The organism is Flavobacterium sp. FlaQc-28 (genome assembly GCF_044007415.1).
GTDB lineage: Bacteria > Bacteroidota > Bacteroidia > Flavobacteriales > Flavobacteriaceae > Flavobacterium.
Window position 1 is genome coordinate 113,176 of the sequence record NZ_JBIPCM010000011.1, and the last position, 19,289, is coordinate 132,464.

13 protein-coding genes are annotated in these 19,289 nt (G+C 32.6%); 6 read left to right on the forward strand and 7 right to left on the reverse strand.

Annotation, left to right across the window (positions count from 1 at the left end; translation table 11 throughout):
* Positions 1–7 precede the first annotated feature (7 nt).
* The 3 genes from ACHRVL_RS21855 to ACHRVL_RS21865 all read left to right on the forward strand — a co-directional run bounded on the left by ACHRVL_RS21855 (position 8) and on the right by ACHRVL_RS21865 (position 3,039).
* Positions 8–1,378, forward strand: coding sequence for a SusD/RagB family nutrient-binding outer membrane lipoprotein (locus ACHRVL_RS21855; RefSeq protein ID WP_395415393.1), 1,371 nt, complete (start codon positions 8–10; stop codon positions 1,376–1,378).
* Between the two features lie 84 nt (positions 1,379–1,462).
* Positions 1,463–2,197, forward strand: coding sequence for a 23S rRNA (guanosine(2251)-2'-O)-methyltransferase RlmB (gene rlmB, locus ACHRVL_RS21860; protein ID WP_395415394.1), 735 nt, complete (start codon positions 1,463–1,465; stop codon positions 2,195–2,197).
* A 41-nt stretch (positions 2,198–2,238) separates the two neighbouring features.
* Positions 2,239–3,039 (forward strand): DUF2490 domain-containing protein, encoded by an 801-nt coding sequence (locus ACHRVL_RS21865; protein WP_395415395.1) that lies wholly within the window; start codon positions 2,239–2,241, stop codon positions 3,037–3,039.
* Between the two features lie 2 nt (positions 3,040–3,041).
* Here the strand turns inward: ACHRVL_RS21865 and ACHRVL_RS21870 are convergent, their stop codons facing one another.
* Positions 3,042–3,545 carry a hypothetical protein gene (locus ACHRVL_RS21870; protein ID WP_395415396.1) on the reverse strand — a complete coding sequence of 168 codons (504 nt, stop codon included), beginning with the start codon at positions 3,543–3,545 and terminating at the stop codon, positions 3,042–3,044.
* A gap of 51 nt (positions 3,546–3,596) precedes the next feature.
* The gene (locus tag ACHRVL_RS21875) at positions 3,597–4,373 is read right to left on the reverse strand and encodes a rhomboid family intramembrane serine protease (protein ID WP_395415397.1); all 777 of its coding nucleotides are present in this window, start codon (positions 4,371–4,373) and stop codon (positions 3,597–3,599) included.
* Positions 4,374–4,531: 158 nt separating this feature from the next.
* On the opposite strand from ACHRVL_RS21875, the gene ACHRVL_RS21880 reads away from it, so the two are divergent.
* The gene (locus tag ACHRVL_RS21880) at positions 4,532–5,809 is read left to right on the forward strand and encodes a replication-associated recombination protein A (RefSeq protein WP_395415398.1); all 1,278 of its coding nucleotides are present in this window, start codon (positions 4,532–4,534) and stop codon (positions 5,807–5,809) included.
* A gap of 12 nt (positions 5,810–5,821) precedes the next feature.
* On the opposite strand, the gene ACHRVL_RS21885 is transcribed toward ACHRVL_RS21880, so the two are convergent.
* Genes ACHRVL_RS21885 through radC form a run of 3 tightly spaced genes read right to left on the reverse strand, consistent with a single transcriptional unit; the run spans position 5,822 to position 7,950 of the window.
* Entirely contained in the window at positions 5,822–6,568 is a 747-nt protein-coding gene (locus ACHRVL_RS21885; RefSeq protein ID WP_395415399.1) for a hypothetical protein, read from the reverse strand.
* A 2-nt stretch (positions 6,569–6,570) separates the two neighbouring features.
* Positions 6,571–7,257: a YjjG family noncanonical pyrimidine nucleotidase gene (locus ACHRVL_RS21890; RefSeq protein WP_395415400.1), complete on the reverse strand. Its 687-nt coding sequence runs from the start codon at positions 7,255–7,257 to the stop codon at positions 6,571–6,573.
* Between the two features lie 3 nt (positions 7,258–7,260).
* The gene (radC, locus tag ACHRVL_RS21895; protein ID WP_129054155.1) at positions 7,261–7,950 is read right to left on the reverse strand and encodes a DNA repair protein RadC; all 690 of its coding nucleotides are present in this window, start codon (positions 7,948–7,950) and stop codon (positions 7,261–7,263) included.
* A 156-nt stretch (positions 7,951–8,106) separates the two neighbouring features.
* On the opposite strand from radC, the gene ACHRVL_RS21900 reads away from it, so the two are divergent.
* Positions 8,107–8,739: a DUF1287 domain-containing protein gene (locus ACHRVL_RS21900; RefSeq protein ID WP_395415401.1), complete on the forward strand. Its 633-nt coding sequence runs from the start codon at positions 8,107–8,109 to the stop codon at positions 8,737–8,739.
* Positions 8,740–8,835: 96 nt separating this feature from the next.
* On the opposite strand, the gene murC is transcribed toward ACHRVL_RS21900, so the two are convergent.
* Positions 8,836–10,191, reverse strand: coding sequence for a UDP-N-acetylmuramate--L-alanine ligase (gene murC, locus ACHRVL_RS21905; RefSeq protein WP_395415402.1), 1,356 nt, complete (start codon positions 10,189–10,191; stop codon positions 8,836–8,838).
* Between the two features lie 214 nt (positions 10,192–10,405).
* Here murC and ACHRVL_RS21910 point away from each other — a divergent pair, with 214 nt between their 5' ends.
* Positions 10,406–16,888: a carboxypeptidase-like regulatory domain-containing protein gene (locus ACHRVL_RS21910; RefSeq protein ID WP_395415403.1), complete on the forward strand. Its 6,483-nt coding sequence runs from the start codon at positions 10,406–10,408 to the stop codon at positions 16,886–16,888.
* A gap of 154 nt (positions 16,889–17,042) precedes the next feature.
* Here the strand turns inward: ACHRVL_RS21910 and ACHRVL_RS21915 are convergent, their stop codons facing one another.
* The gene (locus ACHRVL_RS21915) at positions 17,043–19,187 is read right to left on the reverse strand and encodes a S46 family peptidase (protein WP_395415404.1); all 2,145 of its coding nucleotides are present in this window, start codon (positions 19,185–19,187) and stop codon (positions 17,043–17,045) included.
* Between the last annotated feature and the right edge of the window lie 102 nt (positions 19,188–19,289).

Consider the following 19,289-nt stretch of genomic DNA (forward strand, 5'->3'; position numbering starts at 1 on the left):
AATAAAAATGAAAAAATATATAAAAAGTATAATTCTTACAGCTGTTGGTGCTAGTTTACTAACCAGCTGCCAGACAGAATTAGACACCTTTAATGAAAACCCAAACAACCCTACAACAACTACACCAACTTTATTGTTGTCTGCTATGGAAGTTTCGACCTTTTCAACACACACAAGTGGTCTAATCAGAACTTCGAATATTTTTGACCAACACCTGGCTGGTACTAGCGTTGGACAATTAGGAGATATTCAACGTTATATTCTTAGTGAACAAGACGTAAACAATGAATGGAACACAGTTTATGGAACTACGTTAATTAGTGGTCACATTTTATCTCGTGATTTTGCTGATAAATTCCCGTACTATAATGGTATTGGGCAAGTATTAACAGCCTTGAACCTAGGATATGCAACAGATGTTTGGGGAGATGTTCCTTACGATGAAGCTTTTAGAGCTGAAGAAGGAAACAGAGCTCCAAAATACAATACACAGCAAGAAATCTATCAACGATTACAAACAATTCTTGATGAAGCTATTGTAAACCTAAAAAAACCTGCTGCAAGCAATGAATCTAGACCAGGAGCTGATGATTTTATTTTTGCAGGGAACACAGCAAAATGGATCAAAGTTGCTTACGTATTGAAAGCAAGATATGCATTAAGATTAACGCAAGTTGATACAGGTGCGGCTCAAAAAGCATTAGATTATATTACTGCTGCTGGAATGACTGCAAATACTGATGATGCTAATGCAATTTTCTTTGCAACTGCAAACGCACTAAATCAATGGTATGCTTTCGATAACAGCCGTGCTAATTACCTTAAAACTGGAAAATACTTTGTTGATGGTTTAGCTGCTGATCCAAGACTACCTTTCGCTATTGCAAAAGATGACAATGGAAACTATACTGGTAACGCTGCAAATGATTTAGACACAACTTCATCTTCATATATTGGTTTAGCTTATGCTGATGAAGACTCTCCTGTAGGAATGGTGACTTATGCAGAAGCTAAATTTATCGAAGCTGAAGCTAAATTCAGATTAGGACAAAATGCTCAACCAGCTTTAGAAGCTGCAATTGCCGCATCAGTTTTAAAAGTTACAAAAACTCCAGCAACTCCTGCTTTCTTAGCTTCTGTAGCTACTACAGTAACTTTAGCAAACATTATTCAACAAAAGTATAATGCACTTTTCTTGACTATGGAGCCATATAATGATTACAGAAGAACAGGATTTCCTGCATTGGTTCCAAACCAATCATCAAATACTAAAACTATTCCTGTAAGATTCCCAACTCCATCGGATGAAAGAAATTACAACCCAAATGCAACTGTTGTTAGTAATGTAACAACTAAATTATGGTGGGATAAAGACTAATTTATTTCAACAAGCATATACACTAAACCACTCTGTTCATTCAGAGTGGTTTTTTTATATAAACAATATACCTATATTTGTCCTATGGAAAAAGAACATCAAATATTTGGCATTAGAGCCATTATAGAAGCAATACAAGCAGGCCAGGAAGTAGATAAAGTATTTATTCAAAAAGATATTTCCGGCGAACTAATGAAAGATTTAATGAAGGTAATGAAACGTGCCAACATTAATTTCTCTTATGTCCCTATTGAAAAACTAAACCGACTAACCCCAAACAATCACCAAGGTGCCGTAGCAACTATTTCACCTATTGGATTTATAGACATAGAACACCTTGTAGAATCAACAGTTGCTTCGGGTTCTAAACCATTATTTTTAATACTGGATCAAATCTCAGATGCCAGAAATTTTGGCGCTATTATTAGAACAGCTGAATGTACAGGTGTAAACGGAATTATAGTACAAAAAGCTGGTTCTGCTCCCGTAAATGGCGATACTGTTAAAACATCGGCCGGTGCCGTTTTTAATGTTCCTATCTGCAAAGTAGAACATATTAAAGATGCAATATTCTATCTTCAGGGGTCAGGAATCAAAACTGTGGCTGCAACTGAAAAAACAGATCAAAATATTTATGATTTATCATTAGATGAGCCTGTAGCAATCATCATGGGATCTGAAGACAGAGGAATCAACCCATCTGTACTTAAGATTGTTGATGAAAAAGCAAAATTACCAATGTTTGGATCAATAGGATCACTAAATGTATCTGTTGCCTGCGGTGCTTTTTTATATGAAGCCGTTCGCCAAAGAAGCTAAAAAAAATTTGAAAATAGGGTGGCAACTTAATACAATATTGAATGTCTTTAAAACCTGTTTATAAAATAATATTTAACAAACTCAGCTTAATTGTTGCAGTATTCCTAACTGCAACAATTAACTATGGACAAACCACAAAATACAATCAATTTTGGGGCGAAGTTCAATTTAACAGAGCGCTCAGTGAAAAGTGGTCTACGGAACTAAACATTGGCACAAGTTATAGCAGCACAGAATCTTCTCCCAATATATTTGACCAAAACACACAAAGATCTCTTCGAGGGTGGGCGCATTATTACCTTTCACCACGCTGGAAACTATCTTCATTTGTTGCATTTTACAACAACAAAGATGTACCAGAAATAGGTCAATTTCAATCACCTGAATGGAGATTTGCTCTACAGGGTATTTATTACTTTCATAAAACCGGCTATACTCTCAGTACACGTTTAAGAACTGAGCTTCGTCATATGAAAAATCAAGATGATACTTTTGAAAATGTGTTACGATATAGACAACAAATTAAATATATCAAACCAATAAACAGCAAAGTTTTACGCGAAGGTGTCGTATATGCAATTGCATCCGATGAGATTTTTTTAAAATCAGGCACAAAAGTAACTGGACAAAGTTTCTTTGACAGAAACAGATTAAATATTGGAGCCGGATACCTATTTACAGAAGACACACAAATTGAACTAACTTATGCTAATGAATACCTGCCAAGAAACGACAATAATCAAATTGTAAATGCAGTATCATTAACCTTAACATTCAACAACCTTCTAAAAAATATAAATAAAAAGTTTTTACATAAGTCTGAGGCTCCACACGAAGATTAACCTCACTTCTCCTCTTTTTTCAAAAAGCATGCAAGTTGTTTCATGATTGCATCTTTATGAAGTTTAAAATTATAATCTCGAACAAATTCAGTTCCCTTCATATTGATTGCTGCTACAACAGCTTCAAATTTAGAAAATGCCTCCAAATCTTTATTGTCTATTAGATATAAAACCTGCATAATCGAATCATTCTCTAAATACTGCGTGTCGAAATGAGTCAGCTTATACTCTTTATGATCTGCCAGCTGAATAACTAAATCATCCTTAATTTTTTTTCCCTCTTTTTTTAACGGAAAAGGAGTCGGCTGAAGCGCCACCAAATAACTCTCTTTATCAGTAACAATATTAATTTTTAGAGATTTAGACTTCGTTGTATAAAAAACTGCCGGATCAAAATAATACACCATAGATCCATCGGCCAGCACCTTATTTTTAATATCACACTGTGCATAAAAATTAGAACTGCAAAACAGCACAACCAAAATAGCAAATAATACTTTTCTCATAATCTCAAATTAATAAATGCACTAAACAAAAATAACTAATTTTTACGAAAATTAATTATCACTTTCCTGATTATCTGCTGATTCCGTTTTAGTTACAACATAATACACATCAGTATCTGAATGAAAATAAGATTGAATCTCATCCATACCATCTTCATCCTTTTCAATATTTACAAAATTTCCATTCTCATCAAAATGTTTCATAAACGGATCTTCAAGAGGATTAAAATCTGGTTTCTGCCATTCATAAACAATAGGTTTCGAATATTCAGGTGCTTTATAAAATAAACTAAGTGCAAATCCGGTTAAAAGACCTGCCAAATGACCTTCCCAGGAAACCTTGACATCAACATCAGGAAAAACATACCAAATCATTCCTCCATAAAGCAGAATCACCGACAAGGAAAGTGCAACCAACCGATAATATTTTGTTTGAATTCCTTTAAAGAAAATAAAACTTACCAAAACATAAATTAAACCGCTTGCACCGATATGAAAATTTTCGCGACCTATAATCCATGTAATTAATCCCGAAAATAAAATACCATAACCAATAACAGGAATGGTTTGCTTGGGATAAAAATATTGTAATGCAGCCAACAAAACCAAAAGAGGAATTGAATTATTATATAAATGCTCTAAATTTTCATGAATAAATGGACTAAACAAAACGCCCTGTAATCCATAAAAATCTCGTGGGTAAATCCCATTCTTATAAAAATCGAAATCAAATCTAATCTGAACCCAATAAACAATCCACAACAAAAGGACAAAAATTACCGGAAGGCCAATAACAGCATTAGAAAACTTAAAGTGGTTATCATTCATCTATGTCAAATTATAGTCTAATAATTTACATCAAAAAACTATCCAGTTACAATTTACTGATAATTTGTCAGTCAGCAAAAACTTCTTAAAACTTACTTCCTACTAAGTTCCGAACCTCTAAATAATAAAAATACATTTGAAAATAGTAATTTTACAAAATGGAAGCACCGTTAGCCGAGCGTATTCGCCCACAGAAACTAGAAGATTACATTAGTCAGAGCCACTTAGTAGGTCCTAATGGTTCATTAACACAACAAATTTCTAAAGGAATAATTCCCTCTTTGATTTTATGGGGACCTCCGGGAACTGGTAAAACTACTTTAGCGCAAATTATAGCTCAAGAATCAAAACGTCCGTTTTATATCCTAAGCGCTATTAATTCTGGCGTAAAAGACATTCGTGATGTAATTGAGAAAGCGAAGCAAAGCGGCGGCTTATTTACAGCCAAAAACCCCATCTTGTTTATCGATGAGATTCATAGATTTAGTAAATCTCAGCAAGACTCTCTTTTAGCTGCTGTTGAAAGAGGCTGGATTACTTTGGTTGGCGCGACCACCGAAAATCCAAGTTTTGAAGTTATACCTGCATTACTGTCACGTTGTCAAGTTTATATTCTTAATGCCTTTACAAAATCAGATTTAGAAGCACTATTACACCGCGCACTAAAAAGTGACAAATACTTAGCGTCAAAAAACATTGTATTAAAAGAAACAGAAGCATTATTACGTCTTTCTGGTGGTGACGGTCGAAAATTATTAAACATTTTCGAACTTGTAATCAATGCCGCAGCCACCGAAGAAGTTATTATTACAAATGACCGTGTATTTGAGTTAGTTCAACAAAATACGGTTCTCTACGACAAAAGTGGAGAACAACATTATGATATTGTTTCTGCCTTTATAAAATCAATTCGAGGAAGCGATCCTAATGGAGCTGTTTACTGGCTGGCAAGAATGATTGAAGGAGGTGAAGATGTAAAATTTATTGCGCGAAGAATGCTGATTCTATCAAGTGAAGACATTGGAAATGCAAATCCAACGGCGTTTATTATGGCAAACAACACCTTTCAGGCAGTAACTACAATTGGATATCCTGAAAGCCGAATAATTCTTAGTCAATGTGCTATTTATCTCGCTACTTCTCCAAAGAGTAATGCCTCTTATATGGCAATAGGAAACGCACAGCAATTGGTAAAACAAACAGGAGACTTACCTGTTCCTATTCATCTGCGAAATGCTCCAACCAAACTTATGAAAGAGTTAGGCTATGGTGACGATTATAAATATTCACACGATTATGCAAATAACTTTGCTGAACAAGAATTCCTGCCTGATGCCATAAAACAAACGGTTCTTTATAATCCAGGAAACAATTCAAGAGAGAATAGCAACCGTGAATTCTTAAAGAACCGTTGGAAAGATAAATATGGTTATTAAACCATAATTTATTTAAAATTTTACTGAAACTTTTTCACAAACTAATTTGTCGTTTTGATAATACTCAAAATACCATTGATTATCTTTTGCATTTAAACTTCCTTGAACACCATTTTTAATTGCAATAAACGAATCTGGGCGTGACGTTTTTAAAAGTTTCATGACAACTTTTGGAGTTTTGTCTATTAACTGATATCCGTTTTCCATTGGCTGTGCGTACAATAAATTAGGATCAGAAACATCTGCAGTTGGTGTTGCAGCAATTTGAACAGCGGGAACTAAAGCTGTTGCAGCTACAACTGTTTGTGCTTTGTTAGAAACAGGCGCCGCTGATTTACCGCTATATTTATAGTGCAAAGCATTAACAGATATAAAAGCATCTTCTAAACTTTCCTTATATGCCAATTCATAGTCTTTCTCTTTGCTTCTTCCTGTTTCAGATGTGTAAATTACTTTTCCGTAACAATCTTTAAACTCAATAAAAAGTTTAGTTACTAAAAATGCATTATCTCTTTTTACATCAATATACAAAAGATCACATCGATCACTAAAACCAGCCGGAATTTCTTCGTTTACATAAAAAGCCTGAAAGCCCGCTTTAACTAAATTCGTTTTAGTCATTGTAGCTAATCGATACTGATTATCTGTTTTAATAAAATCATATTTAAGCGGTATAATAACAGCCTTATAATCGTTAATCGATTGCGAAAATCCAAGGACTGAACAAAGAAGCAAAGTCAACAAAACTTTTAGTTTCATAATTATAAATATTTTTTAAGTTCTAATAAATGATTAATTTGTTTATATTTTTCAGGTATTTCAATGTTTTTAACATTAAAAAAAATAGCATCTAGACCAGCGTTCAATGCACCATTTACATCAGCATCAAAATCATCCCCAATCATTATACTTTTATCCTTTGATGTTTGTGCCAAATTGACTGCATAATCAAAGATAATACTATTTGGTTTTTTAACACCAGCTGATTCTGAATTTGTAACAGTAGCAAAGTAACCGCCTAAGGCTGCATTATTAATCTTTCTATCTTGTACGTTTGCAAAACCATTTGTTATGATATGAAGCTTATACTTTGGTTTTAGATATTCTAGAACCTCAATAGTTCCATCAAAAAGATGATTATTATCTGGCAAAAATGCTATATAATCATTAGCAATCTGATTAATATTATCGTCAGAAATTGTATAATCTAGCGCTTCAAAAGAAAGCTTCAATCTATTGTAACGTAATTCTTGATGTGTAATTTTATCCTCTTGATATAATTTCCAACAAGCCTGATTAATAGGAGCATATTTTTCAATAAAATCTTCGACTCTAACTTCAGAATACTTCTCGCTAAAAATTCGGTCAAAAGCCATTTCTGAGTTTTTATCAAAATCCCAAAGCGTATGATCTAAGTCAAAAAAAATGTCTGTAATAGTGGTATTCATAAATTAAAATATTCCTTCATCTACAAAACTATAATATTTTGTTTCAGTAATAATCAAATGGTCTAAAATTTTAACATCTAAAATCGCTCCAGCAGTTTTTATTCGTCGCGTTATATCTTTATCAGCATCACTTGGGATCAGATTACCCGAAGGATGATTATGACACAAAATCAAGCCGGTAGCTCTATTTTCTAATGCCAGTCTAAAAACTAATCGAGTATCGACAATTGTTCCAGAAATCCCGCCTTTACTTAATTGTGTTTTAGAAATTACTTTATTTGAATTATTCAGAAAAAGCACCCAAAACTCCTCGTGAGGTAATTCTCCAATAATAGGCCGCATAATTTCGAAAGCAATTTTACTTGATGTAATCTTTTTTAACTCAACAGTATCCTCTGCCCTGCGCCTGCGTCCTAACTCTAAAGCCGCAATAATAGTAATCGCTTTTGCCTCTCCAATACCACGAAAGTTTATTAATTGAGAAATATCCAACTTTCCTAATGAATTAAGATTGTCAACACTTGCTAAAATACGTTTACTCAAAGCAACCGCTGATTCATTACGACTTCCAGAACCAATTAAAATGGCCAACAACTCAGCATCACTCAAAGCATCTTTCCCTTTCAGCATTAATTTTTCACGCGGCTTATCATCATCTGACCAATCTTTAATAGGAAAATGATTTGATTTCATAAAAAGCATTATTTATCAATTAACTGAAAAACTAAATCAACTTATTTTTCAGGAGGACGAATATATTAAAAAATAAGAAAAATCATTCATAAAAATTTATTCTATTTATTTATTGCTTATTTTTAAATCGCTGTAAATTAAATCAACTTTTTGAAAATGAAATCATTTTATATCACCATAATCTTATTTGCGTTTTTATCATGCAACCAAAAGCAAACAGGCTCCTTAACATCTGAAAACTCACAAGAAACAGCGAAAACTTTTGATCAAAGATTATCAAGTGCAGCACTATCTATCATCGATTCATCAATAGACTATGATCCCGCCTATTTTGCAATTCAATATCCAAATGGAGATATTCCTGCAGACAAAGGAGTTTGCACTGATGTGGTAATACGTTCGTATAGAAAATTAGGAATTGATCTTCAGAAAGAAGTGCACGAAGATATGATCGAAAATTTTAAACTATATCCCAATTTAAAAAGATGGGGAATGACTAAAACAGATACTAATATTGATCATAGAAGAGTGCCCAACCTTGAAGTATTTTTTGAAAGAAAAGGAACAAAACTGCCTGTAACTCAAAATCCTTCAGATTACAAAACAGGAGAAATTGTAACATGGATGATCAATAATAAATTGCCTCATATTGGAATCATAACCAATAAAAAATCAAAAGACGGGGAACGAAATTTAATCGTTCACAATGTTGGCGGCGGACAAGTTCTAGAAGATTGTTTATTTGAATATAAAATTGTGGGACATTATAAATTTCAATTAGAAAATTAGATAATTTGTCCATTTGATAATTAAAAGTTAAATTCAAAAAAAATGCCGATTGTTTTACAATCGGCAAAATATCTCATTATCAAATTGACTAATTCTTTAATTAATCAACCCTTTTACTTCATCAAAATTCAAACCTCCGTAATTCCCAGAGCTCATTAATAAAAGTGCAGAATTATCAAGATTTAAGTTAAATAAATACTCTTTAAATTCAGCTGGATTAGTATAAATAATTAAATCTTTTCTATTAAACGAAGTTGCAATCTGCTCGTAAGTCACTTCTTCTAATTGTTTAATTTTTACCGCATCTGGCGAATAAAATACAACTGCAACATCTGCATATTCTAAAGCGCCTTCATACTCTTTTAAAAATTCAGCATTTAAACTACTGTATGTATGTAATTCTAAGCAAGCAACCAAAGTTCTGTTTGGGTATTGTTCTTTTACAGCTTTTGTCGTCGCAGCCACTTTACTTGGCGAATGTGCAAAATCTTTATAAGCCACTTTTCCTTTTCCTTCTGCAATTTTTTCTAAACGTTTAGAAGCGCCTTTAAAACTTGCAATTGCTTCGTAGAAATCAGCTTCGTCAACACCCATATTTTGGCAGATCCATTTTGCTCCAGCCAAATTATTTAAATTGTGTGCTCCAAAAACTTCAATTGGCATATCGCCTTCTGGTGTTTTTAAAAGCGTTACGCCATCAGCAACAGAATATTCTGGAGTATTGTACGCTATTTTACGAATTGGATTCGTCGCCGCTTCTGAAACTCTTTTTACTTCAGGATCATTTTCGTTATATACTAAAATCCCGCCATTTGTAATCTTCGAAATAAAAATCTCAAACTGTTCAACATAGTTTTCATATGTTGGAAAAACATTAATATGATCCCAGGCAATTCCAGAAATTAAAGCAATATTTGGCTGATATAAATGAAACTTCGGACGACGATCTATTGGAGAAGACAAATACTCATCTCCTTCTAAAACCATAAAATCATTCTCTTCAGTTAAATGAACCATAGTATCAAAACCTTCTAACTGTGCTCCTACCATATAGTCAACTTCAATATTATGATAATGCATTACATGCAAAATCATCGAAGTAATTGTCGTTTTTCCGTGTGAACCACCAATAACAACACGAGTTTTGTTTTTAGACTGCTCGTATAAAAATTCAGGATACGAATAAATTTTCAACCCTAATTCCTGCGCTTTTAACAATTCAGGGTTATCCGCTTTTGCGTGCATTCCTAAAATGATGGCATCAATATCAGAAGTTATTTTCTCAGGAAACCAGCCCATTTCTGCAGGAAGAATTCCTTTTTTTTCTAATCTCGATTTTGAAGGTTCAAAAATAGCATCGTCACTTCCTGTAACCTGATATCCTTTATTATGTAATGCCAATGCAAGATTATGCATAGCGCTCCCGCCAATAGCGATGAAATGTGTTTTCATTTAAAATGTTTAATCGTTAAACTGTTTCATTGGTTAATCGAAATAGCAAGTAACTAATAAAACTCAATTATTATTCTTCAAAAATAAGGAAATATAGATTGTATAATTTGGTTTTGAAGATAAATTGCTAATTTGTGCGAAAATTATCTTTAAATAATTTGACTCCTTAACAAGCTTAATCGAAATTTGAGCATTTATTGATTAAAACGCCTCCATGAAAAACATATTATTTGTATTCTTACTGGTCTCCTCTATTCTTTTTGCACAACAAAATGATAAAAAATGGGATAAGGTTATTGCTTACGAAAACGAAGGCAAAATTAAATCGGCAAATGAAATTGTTCTCAAAATATACAATAAAGCCATTTCGGATCAAGATGAAGCAGAAATAATAAAATGTTTTTTTTATCAATCTAAATATCTGCAAGTCATTGATGAAAATGCACAAACAAAGATTTTAAATAATCTAAAAATAGATATTAATCGCGTTTCAATACCATCAAAAGCAATTTTGAATTTGGTTTATGCAAAATGCCTGACTGATTATTATGCAAGAAATGAATATCAAATCAAAAAAAGGACAAATATTGCAACCTTAAATGAAGACTTCCTGACATGGACTGAAAAAAACTTTACAGATCAAATTAAGTCATCATTACAACAAACATTAGAAAGCGAATCGATTTTAAAAAGTACTTCTTTAACAAAATACGAATCGATTTTTGACTATTCGACTTTTGAAAAATTCAAAACACAGAATTTATATGAATATTTACTAAAGGAAAACATCACGCTGCATTCTCAAAAAGTTCGTCAATGGGAAATTAAAAAAAAGGAATTTGATTCGTACAAAAAACAGCTTCTAGGAAAATCGTCTGATTTTCTTGCGTTAAATTTAGATTTTGTAACCAATGAAAATTTGCGTTCACTTTTAAATTTATATCAAAAACAGGAAAAATCCAATCCAAACATTGACAATCAATTAGAAAGATTATTGTATTGCAAAACTAATTTAGTTGATTCTATTGAAGATTATACTCGTGCACTAATCACCCTTCAAAAAAGCACAAATGACGAAACTTCAATTCAAAAAATTCAACTAATAAGAGCGATACTTTTATCTCAGCAAGCCTCAAAAGGAACTCATCCTGATTATAACATCAAAGCTACTGTTGTACTCGATAGCATTTTAAACAAAAACAATAATACAAATGCATACCAATCAGCAATACAACAAAAACAATTTATCACTTCAAAAAGTATAACCGCTGAACTTAAAAAGAATAGTTACAGCGACGAAAACACAAGAGCTTTTATTCAATACAAAAATGTTGATCATTTAAAGGTTTCATTTTATAAGATTACTCAAAATCGTATAAATGAGTTTAGAAATTCTCCTCTTGATAAAGATAGCCTTGTAAATGTGATAATTGAGAAACAAAAAGCAATAAAATCTTCTGATTATCAACTTATAAACAAAAAGGATTTTTTTCAATATTCGACAGAAGTTCTCTTGCCACAACTGAAAACAGGAAATTATTTGGTCTATTTTGAAAGCGATTCTGACTCAAAAGAAACTAAAGCCTTTGCTTACGAAACCATTACAATTTCGAATATTGGACTTTTGGCGTCGCAAAAGGACAAAACAGAAAGTTTTCAGGTTTTGGACAGAAAAACAGGAAAGCCTTTAGAAAATGTATCTATCAAACTTTTAAATCAGACTATTAAAACTGACAAAAATGGTTTTGCTTCGCACGATAAAGAAAACAACAATTATAACTACGAACCTCTTTTACTGACAACAGAAAACGATACTATTTTAATCGTTAAAAATTATATTCGTTACAATCACGATTACATAAAAGATGTTGAATACAGAGGCAAAGGAAAAGTCGAATTTTATTTAGACAGAGCTATTTATCGTCCAGGGCAAACCATTTTTTACAAAGGAATTGCAATCCAAAAAAAACAAAATAAAACAAATGTTGTAGCTAAAACATCATTCCAAATTAGTATCCGAAATGCGAACTATGAAACATTGAAAGAATTTCAAATTACAACAAACGAGTTCGGTTCTTTCTCCGGCGAATTTGTTTTGCCCAAAACAGGACTTACCGGCACTTATAGCATTATTTCCAGAGAACCTGCAGAGGCAGAAAAAGATATTGTTTATAATAAAGCTAAAGAAGAACACCCGTTTTGGGATAATGTTGATTTTGATAATTCTGAAATCAGCTTTAGAGTCGAAGAATATAAGCGCCCTAAATTTGAAATCCTTTTTGAGCCGAAGAAAAAAACATTCCAAATCAACCAAACTATTAAAGTTGATGGAACTGCAAAAGCATTTGCAGGCAGTTCAATTTCAGATGCAAAAGTTACGTATACAGTAACAAGATATACTAGTTATTTTAGAAACTATTACGGGCAAGAAGAGAATGAAGTTGTAGCAACTGGAGAAACCAAAACTGATGCTTCGGGCAAATTTGTAATTGATTTCATTGCATTACCTTCAAAAAATGCTATTAAAGAACAATTACCGGTTTTCAATTATGTTGTAAAATCATCGGTTACGGATATTAATGGCGAAACTCATGAAGCGCAAACAACTGTAAAGGTAGGTTATCATGATTTGATGCTTAATCTTATCGCTCCCAATAGAATTGAAACCAAAACTAAAAACGAAGTTGAAATTTGGTCCACTAATTTAAATGGTGAATTTTTAACTGCCAAAGGCGAAATTAAAATTTACTTCGTTAGTCCTTTTTCAAACAAATTTAAAGCAAGAATTTTTCCAATACCAGATATTGAATCAATTTCAGATCAGGAATTCGAAAAATTATTCCCCTACGAAAACAACCAAAAACCAATAAGCAAAGAAACTGAAACATTAATCTATTCTAAAAACATCGATTCTTCAAAAGATAAAAAACTGGCATTAGATTTTATTTCTAATTATAAGTCAGGAAATTACAGAATTGTATTTTCAGCAAAAGACAGTTTTAATAATGTTATAGAAACCTCTAAAGATATTGTCCTTTTTCAGAGTACTGACAAACTAAATCCTGGCACCTTAATTACAGCAAATCAAATAAATGATGATGCTAAAAAAGATGGCTTTGCGCTAATAAAACTTACTTCAATTGTTCCTGAACTTTATATCACAGTTAGCGGAAACTATGAAAGTAAAATGTTTTTTCAGAAAATCTATCATTTAGAAAACCACGAAGTCACAATCAAAGTTCCTGTGAAAAATGAATTTGACAAATCTTTAAAAATAGGTTTCGAGAGTGTTTTTGAAAATGAAAGTTTTAGCAATGAAATAGAGGTTGCTTTAAAAATAAAAGAACCAAAACTTGACTTTAATGTAGAAACTTTTAGAAGCAAAATACAACCCGGAAGCAGCGAGAATTGGTCTTTTAAATTGAATGCTATAAATACAAAATCTGAGGCAGAAGTTTTAGCTTCAATGTATGACAGTTCATTAGATCAATTTACTAAAAGAGACTGGGAAACGTTAGGCTTTTACGACTATAATTACAATGTAGTTAACTCTAAATCTCCTTTAGGGTTCGAAAAAACTTATATTAACGTTCGAAACTTAAATTCAATCTCAAATCGACTTAATTTTAAAACTGAAACTACCAAATTGATGTGGTTTGGATTTGATTTTAATAACAAAACCAGCAATGCTTATTTACAAAGAGAATATCAAAAACAAATTAATAAAAAATATAAAAAACCAATAAACGCAAAAAACATTTCAGGAGTTGTTAAAGATCTGTCTAACTTATCACTTCCCGGAGTTTCAATTGCTGTAAAAGGTACTCCAAGATCGACCACTACAGATTATGATGGTTTTTACGAAATTGAAGCAGCGCCAAATGAAGAACTTGTTTTTACTTACATTGGTTTTAAAGAACAGTTGATTAAAGTTTCAAAAAATAAAATTATCGACATTACTCTAACTCCAGAAGAAAGCAGTTTAAGCGAAGTTGTGGTTGTTGGCTATGGAATTCAAAAAAAGAAAAGCTCACTGGGGTACTCAACAAAATCTGTTGCGACTGAAAGTGTTCAGGTCGAAGAAGACAATAATGTATATAATACAGCAGGAATCGAAGATTCTTTAGAAACTAGAGTTGCCGGTATTAAAATTAGAGGAATTGGGTCTATTACAGGAAAAAACCCAATATATGTTGTTGATGGGCAAATTGTCGCCGATATAGACAACATAAATCCTAAAGATATACTTTCTATTGATGTGTTAAAAGATGAAAAAGCAACGGCTCTTTACGGAAGCAAGGGCGCAAATGGAGTTGTAATTGTCACAACAAAAGCCGCTCTAGAAGCCTTAACCCAAGTAAAAGCCAGAAAAAATCTATCAGAAACAGCTTTTTTCTTTCCGAATTTAAGAACCGATTCTAAAGGAAAAGTAAGCTTAAATTTTACTTCACCCGAAGCTTTAACAGCGTGGAAACTTCGCTTAATGGCGCATAATAAAAATGTCGTAACAGGTTATTTAGAAAAAAGTGTTGTGACTCAAAAAGAATTGATGGTTTTACCGAATTTCCCTCGCTTTTTTAGAGAAAAAGATACGATCGTTATTTCGGCAAAAATCTCAAATATTACGGATCAAGCCAAAACAGGAATTGCCATTTTACAGTTTTTCGATGCTACAACAATGCAGCCAATTGACAGTAAAATGCTCAATACAAAAAACGTTAAAAATTTTACCATTGAGCCTTTCGGAAACACAACAGCAACTTGGACAATTTCTATTCCAGAAGGTTTGCAAGGCGTTCAATATAAAATTTTGGCTAAATCTGCTAATTTTTCAGATGGAGAAGAAAACATACTTCCGGTTTCGACCAATAATATGTTGGTTACTGAAAGTATCCCAATTTGGGTTCGTGAAAATTCTACTAAAGAATATAAGTTTGAGAATTTAAAAAACAATAATTCTACGACTTTGAAAAATCATCAATTTACGTTAGAATACACTTCGAATCCGACTTGGATTGCGATACAGTCTTTGCCATATTTAATGGAATATGAACATGAATGTGCCGAGCAAACTTTTGCGCGTTTTTATGCCAATGCTTTAGCTTCAGAAATCATTTCAAATAATCCGAAGGTTGCAGCTGTTTTTGAAAATTGGAGAAAAAATAGAACACCAATCTCTAAACTAGAAGAAAACGAAGAACTAAAGTCAACCCTTCTTGCCGAAACACCTTGGCTGAATGATGCTCAAACCGAAGATCAAAAGAAAAAAAATCTGGCTCTTTTATTTGATCTAGAAAAAATGAAAACTTCGCAAGAAGCTGTTTTCGAAAAATTAAAACAAAAACAAAAAACATCTGGCGCATTTGCTTGGTTTGAAGGAAGTGACGAAAACGAATATATTACAAGACATATTCTAGCCGGTTTAGGACATTTGTCTAAATTAAGTAAAAGTAATGCTGATAAAATCGAACAAATCTCTAAAACGGGAATTCCTTTTTTAGATTCTAAATTTTTAGAAAGTTATAAAAGAAGAACCAAAAACTTAAAAACAACTGATAAACTAATTTGGATTAATCCATATTCTGATTTGCATTATCTGTATACAAGAAGTTTTTATCTAGATAAATATCCTCTTTCAGATACTTTGAAAAAGGCAGTCAAACTTTATTTGGAAACCGCTAAAAACGATTGGTTAAATTATTCTATTTACGAGAAAGGATTAACTGCATTAACTTTAAATCGTTTTGAAGAAAAAGAAACCGCTAAAAAAATCATTGAAAGTTTAAAAGAAACAGCATCAAACAACGAAGATTGGGGAATGTACTGGATTTCTAATAAATCGGGCTGGTATTGGCATCAGGCTCCAATAGAAACTCAGGCTTTATTAATAGAGGCTTTCGCTGAAGTGAGTAACGACAAAAAATCTGTCGACGCAATGAAAGTATGGCTGTTAAAAAACAAACAAACTAAAAACTGGCCAACAACTAAATCGACAACCGAAGCTGTTTATGCTTTGTTAACGCAAGGTTCTGACTGGCTTTCTATAAAAGACGATACAGTTATAAAATTAGGAGACGAAAAAATCATAACTAAAAAACTGGCAGAAAATGAAAAAGAAGCCGAAACGGGTTACATTAAATTAAACTGGAAAGTCGAAGAAGTTAAAAAAGAAATGGCGTCAATAAACATTCAAAACAAATCTAAAGTCCCAGGATTTGGAGGTGTTTACTGGCAATATTTTGAAGATTTGGATAAAATTAAAGACAATTCAGGATCTGTTCTATCAGTTTCGAAAGAAATGTTTTTAAAGAAAAGCACATTAAAAGGAGATCAATTAGAAAAAATCACTTCAAAAAATCCTTTAAAAATTGGAGATTTAGTTACCGTTCGATTAATCATTACGTCAAAGGAAGACACAGAATATATTCATTTAAAAGACATGCGCGCTTCTTGCTTTGAACCTGTAAATGTACTTTCTAAATATCAATACAAAGATCGCTTAGGATATTACACAAGCACAAAAGATGCCGCGACGCATTTCTTTTTTGATCGAATCGATAAAGGAACTTATGTTTTGGAATATGATATAAGAGTAAATAACAGCGGAGAATTCTCAAACGGAATTACAACGATTCAAAGTATGTATGCTCCAGAATTTGCAAGCCATACAAAAGGAATTCGCGTAAAAGTTCAATAAGTATTCGAACTAAATGAAGTTTGTCAGTCTGAGCGAAGTTGAAGACCCGTTCCAATTGGCTAGCCTTCGACTTCGCTCAGGATGACAACCTTTTAAAATAAAAAACCGATAGCTTTAAAAACTATCGGGTTTATTTTTTACAACTAAATTGAGATTATTTCACAATCGTCAATTCATCAATAATGTTTTTAGCTCCAGCGTATTTATCAATAATCCAAAGTACATAACGAATATCAACATTGATAGTTCTTTGTAATTTCGAATCGAAAATAACGTCTCCAGCCATAGCTTCGATGTTTCCGTCAAAAGCAATTCCAATTAATTCACCTTTTCCGTTAAGAACTGGCGAACCAGAGTTTCCTCCTGTAATATCATTATCCGTCAAAAAGTTTACTGGCATGTAACCTGCTTTATCAGCATATTGTCCAAAATCTTTTTTCTTGTTTAACTCTAACAAACGAGCTGGTAAATCAAATTCTTGATCTCCTGCTTTGTACTTTTTTACCATACTTTCCATTGTAGTATAGTTGTTGATTTTAGCATCGTTACGAGGATCTGCAGGTAAAGCACGAACTTTTCCGTAAGTCAATCTCAAAGTAGAGTTTGCATCAGGATATTGAATCGCATTTAATTTCGATTCTCTTAAACCTTCAACTAATTTACGGAAAGCAATTGCAAAACCATCATCAGCCTTAGCTTGATCGTCTGTTTTAGCACGATATTTTGTCAATAAATCATTAGAAATAATATACAAAGGATCATGTACAATTGCTAATGGTTTTGGATTAGCCATAAATGCCAATACTTTTTCTTTAGTTGTAAAATAACTGATTTCAGTTGCTTTTGCAACATCATTAGTAAAGTCTCCGTTATTTTCAGATTTCATTTTAGCTATTTGTGGCGCTAAACCATATCCAACAGCTTTAGAAGAATATAAATTCAATTGAGCTGCTAACACATCTTTTTCTAATGGAGCATAAAATTCGCCATAAATGTTATCAATCATTGCATTGATCTTAGGCAGCATTTCAGCTTTTTTTGCATCATTTTCATTATAATATGCAATTAAAGCATTTCCTAAATTAGCTGGCCCAGTTGCATAACTTGAAGTACGCAAAAGTTGTGTCAGATAATTATCATGAGTCGCTTTTAAATTTGTTTCTCTGTAATAATCATTGATAGTAGGAATTACGTTTTCATACTTTTCTTTGTTAGCAGGTTTTGTTGCCCACTCATAGAACTTATCTTCCTGTTCTGTTTTTGCCGCTACAGTTCCCGCTTTTGTTAAAGCATCAATCATACCTTGACGGTTTTTCCAATAGTTGGCAGTAGAAGCATATTTAGACGCGTATTGCAAACGAACTGTTGCATCTTTGTCCATATACTTTTTCATCACATCCATTCCAGTTTTAGCACCTTCAACCCATGCAGGATAAGCAAACTTAATATTTTGCTCGATTCCGCCAGCCGGCATCCAACGGTTTGTACGTCCAGGATAACCTAAAATCATAGCAAAATCATTCTCTTTTACACCTTTAATACTTACAGGTAAATAATGTTTTGGTTGTAATGGCACATTGTCTTTAGAATATGCAGCAGGATTACCGTTTTTATCAGCGTAAACTCTAAACATAGAGAAATCTCCTGTTTGACGAGGCCATTCCCAGTTGTCTGTATCCCCACCAAATTTACCAACACTTTCTGGCGGTGTACCAACTAAACGAACATCTGTATAATCTTGGTAAACGAAATAGTAATATTCATTTCCTTGAAAGAAAGGACGAACAGAAACAGTATATTTTCCGCCTTCGTTATTTTCCTTTTCAATCAAAGCGATTTCTTGCTGAATAATTTTGTTTCTTTCAGCTTCAGTCATTTGATCATTTACTTTTGATAAGATCCTTTTTGAAACATCGTCCATACGAACAAAGAAACGAACGTACAATGATTTTGGTTTCAATTCGGCACTTCTTTGCTTTGCCCAAAATCCATTTTTTAAATGATTTTGTTCTGCAGTCGAAAGTTCTGCAATCGCACTATATCCACAGTGGTGATTGGTAAGTACTAAACCGCTGTTTGAAACGATTTCAGCTGTACAACCTCCATTAAATTGTACAATAGCATCTTTTAAACTATGGTGATTAATGCTGTAAATTTCTTCGGCTGTTAATTGCAAGCCCATTTTTTCCATATCTCTATGGTTCAATCTTTCGATAAACATCAAAAACCACATTCCCTCATCAGCTCTTACAGGAAAAGCCATTAGGCACATGGTCAAGAATAAAACTACTTTTTTCATGTTATTTTGTTTAAGTTCTGCGAATATAATTCATTTCGACAATTATTTCATCCTAAAGAATACCAAAATTGAACATGACATCAATTTTGCACTCATTTATTA

Bases quoted from the DNA above. Each gene is read 5' to 3' on its own strand.
- ACHRVL_RS21855 (WP_395415393.1), top strand. From the start codon at position 8: ATGAAAAAATATATAAAAAGTATAATTCTTACAGCTGTTGGTGCTAGT.
- rlmB (WP_395415394.1), top strand. From the start codon at position 1,463: ATGGAAAAAGAACATCAAATATTTGGCATTAGAGCCATTATAGAAGCA.
- ACHRVL_RS21865 (WP_395415395.1), top strand. From the start codon at position 2,239: ATGTCTTTAAAACCTGTTTATAAAATAATATTTAACAAACTCAGCTTA.
- ACHRVL_RS21870 (WP_395415396.1), bottom strand. From the start codon at position 3,545: ATGAGAAAAGTATTATTTGCTATTTTGGTTGTGCTGTTTTGCAGTTCT.
- ACHRVL_RS21875 (WP_395415397.1), bottom strand. From the start codon at position 4,373: ATGAATGATAACCACTTTAAGTTTTCTAATGCTGTTATTGGCCTTCCG.
- ACHRVL_RS21880 (WP_395415398.1), top strand. From the start codon at position 4,532: ATGGAAGCACCGTTAGCCGAGCGTATTCGCCCACAGAAACTAGAAGAT.
- ACHRVL_RS21885 (WP_395415399.1), bottom strand. From the start codon at position 6,568: ATGAAACTAAAAGTTTTGTTGACTTTGCTTCTTTGTTCAGTCCTTGGA.
- ACHRVL_RS21890 (WP_395415400.1), bottom strand. From the start codon at position 7,257: ATGAATACCACTATTACAGACATTTTTTTTGACTTAGATCATACGCTT.
- radC (WP_129054155.1), bottom strand. From the start codon at position 7,950: ATGAAATCAAATCATTTTCCTATTAAAGATTGGTCAGATGATGATAAG.
- ACHRVL_RS21900 (WP_395415401.1), top strand. From the start codon at position 8,107: ATGAAATCATTTTATATCACCATAATCTTATTTGCGTTTTTATCATGC.
- murC (WP_395415402.1), bottom strand. From the start codon at position 10,191: ATGAAAACACATTTCATCGCTATTGGCGGGAGCGCTATGCATAATCTT.
- ACHRVL_RS21910 (WP_395415403.1), top strand. From the start codon at position 10,406: ATGAAAAACATATTATTTGTATTCTTACTGGTCTCCTCTATTCTTTTT.
- ACHRVL_RS21915 (WP_395415404.1), bottom strand. From the start codon at position 19,187: ATGAAAAAAGTAGTTTTATTCTTGACCATGTGCCTAATGGCTTTTCCT.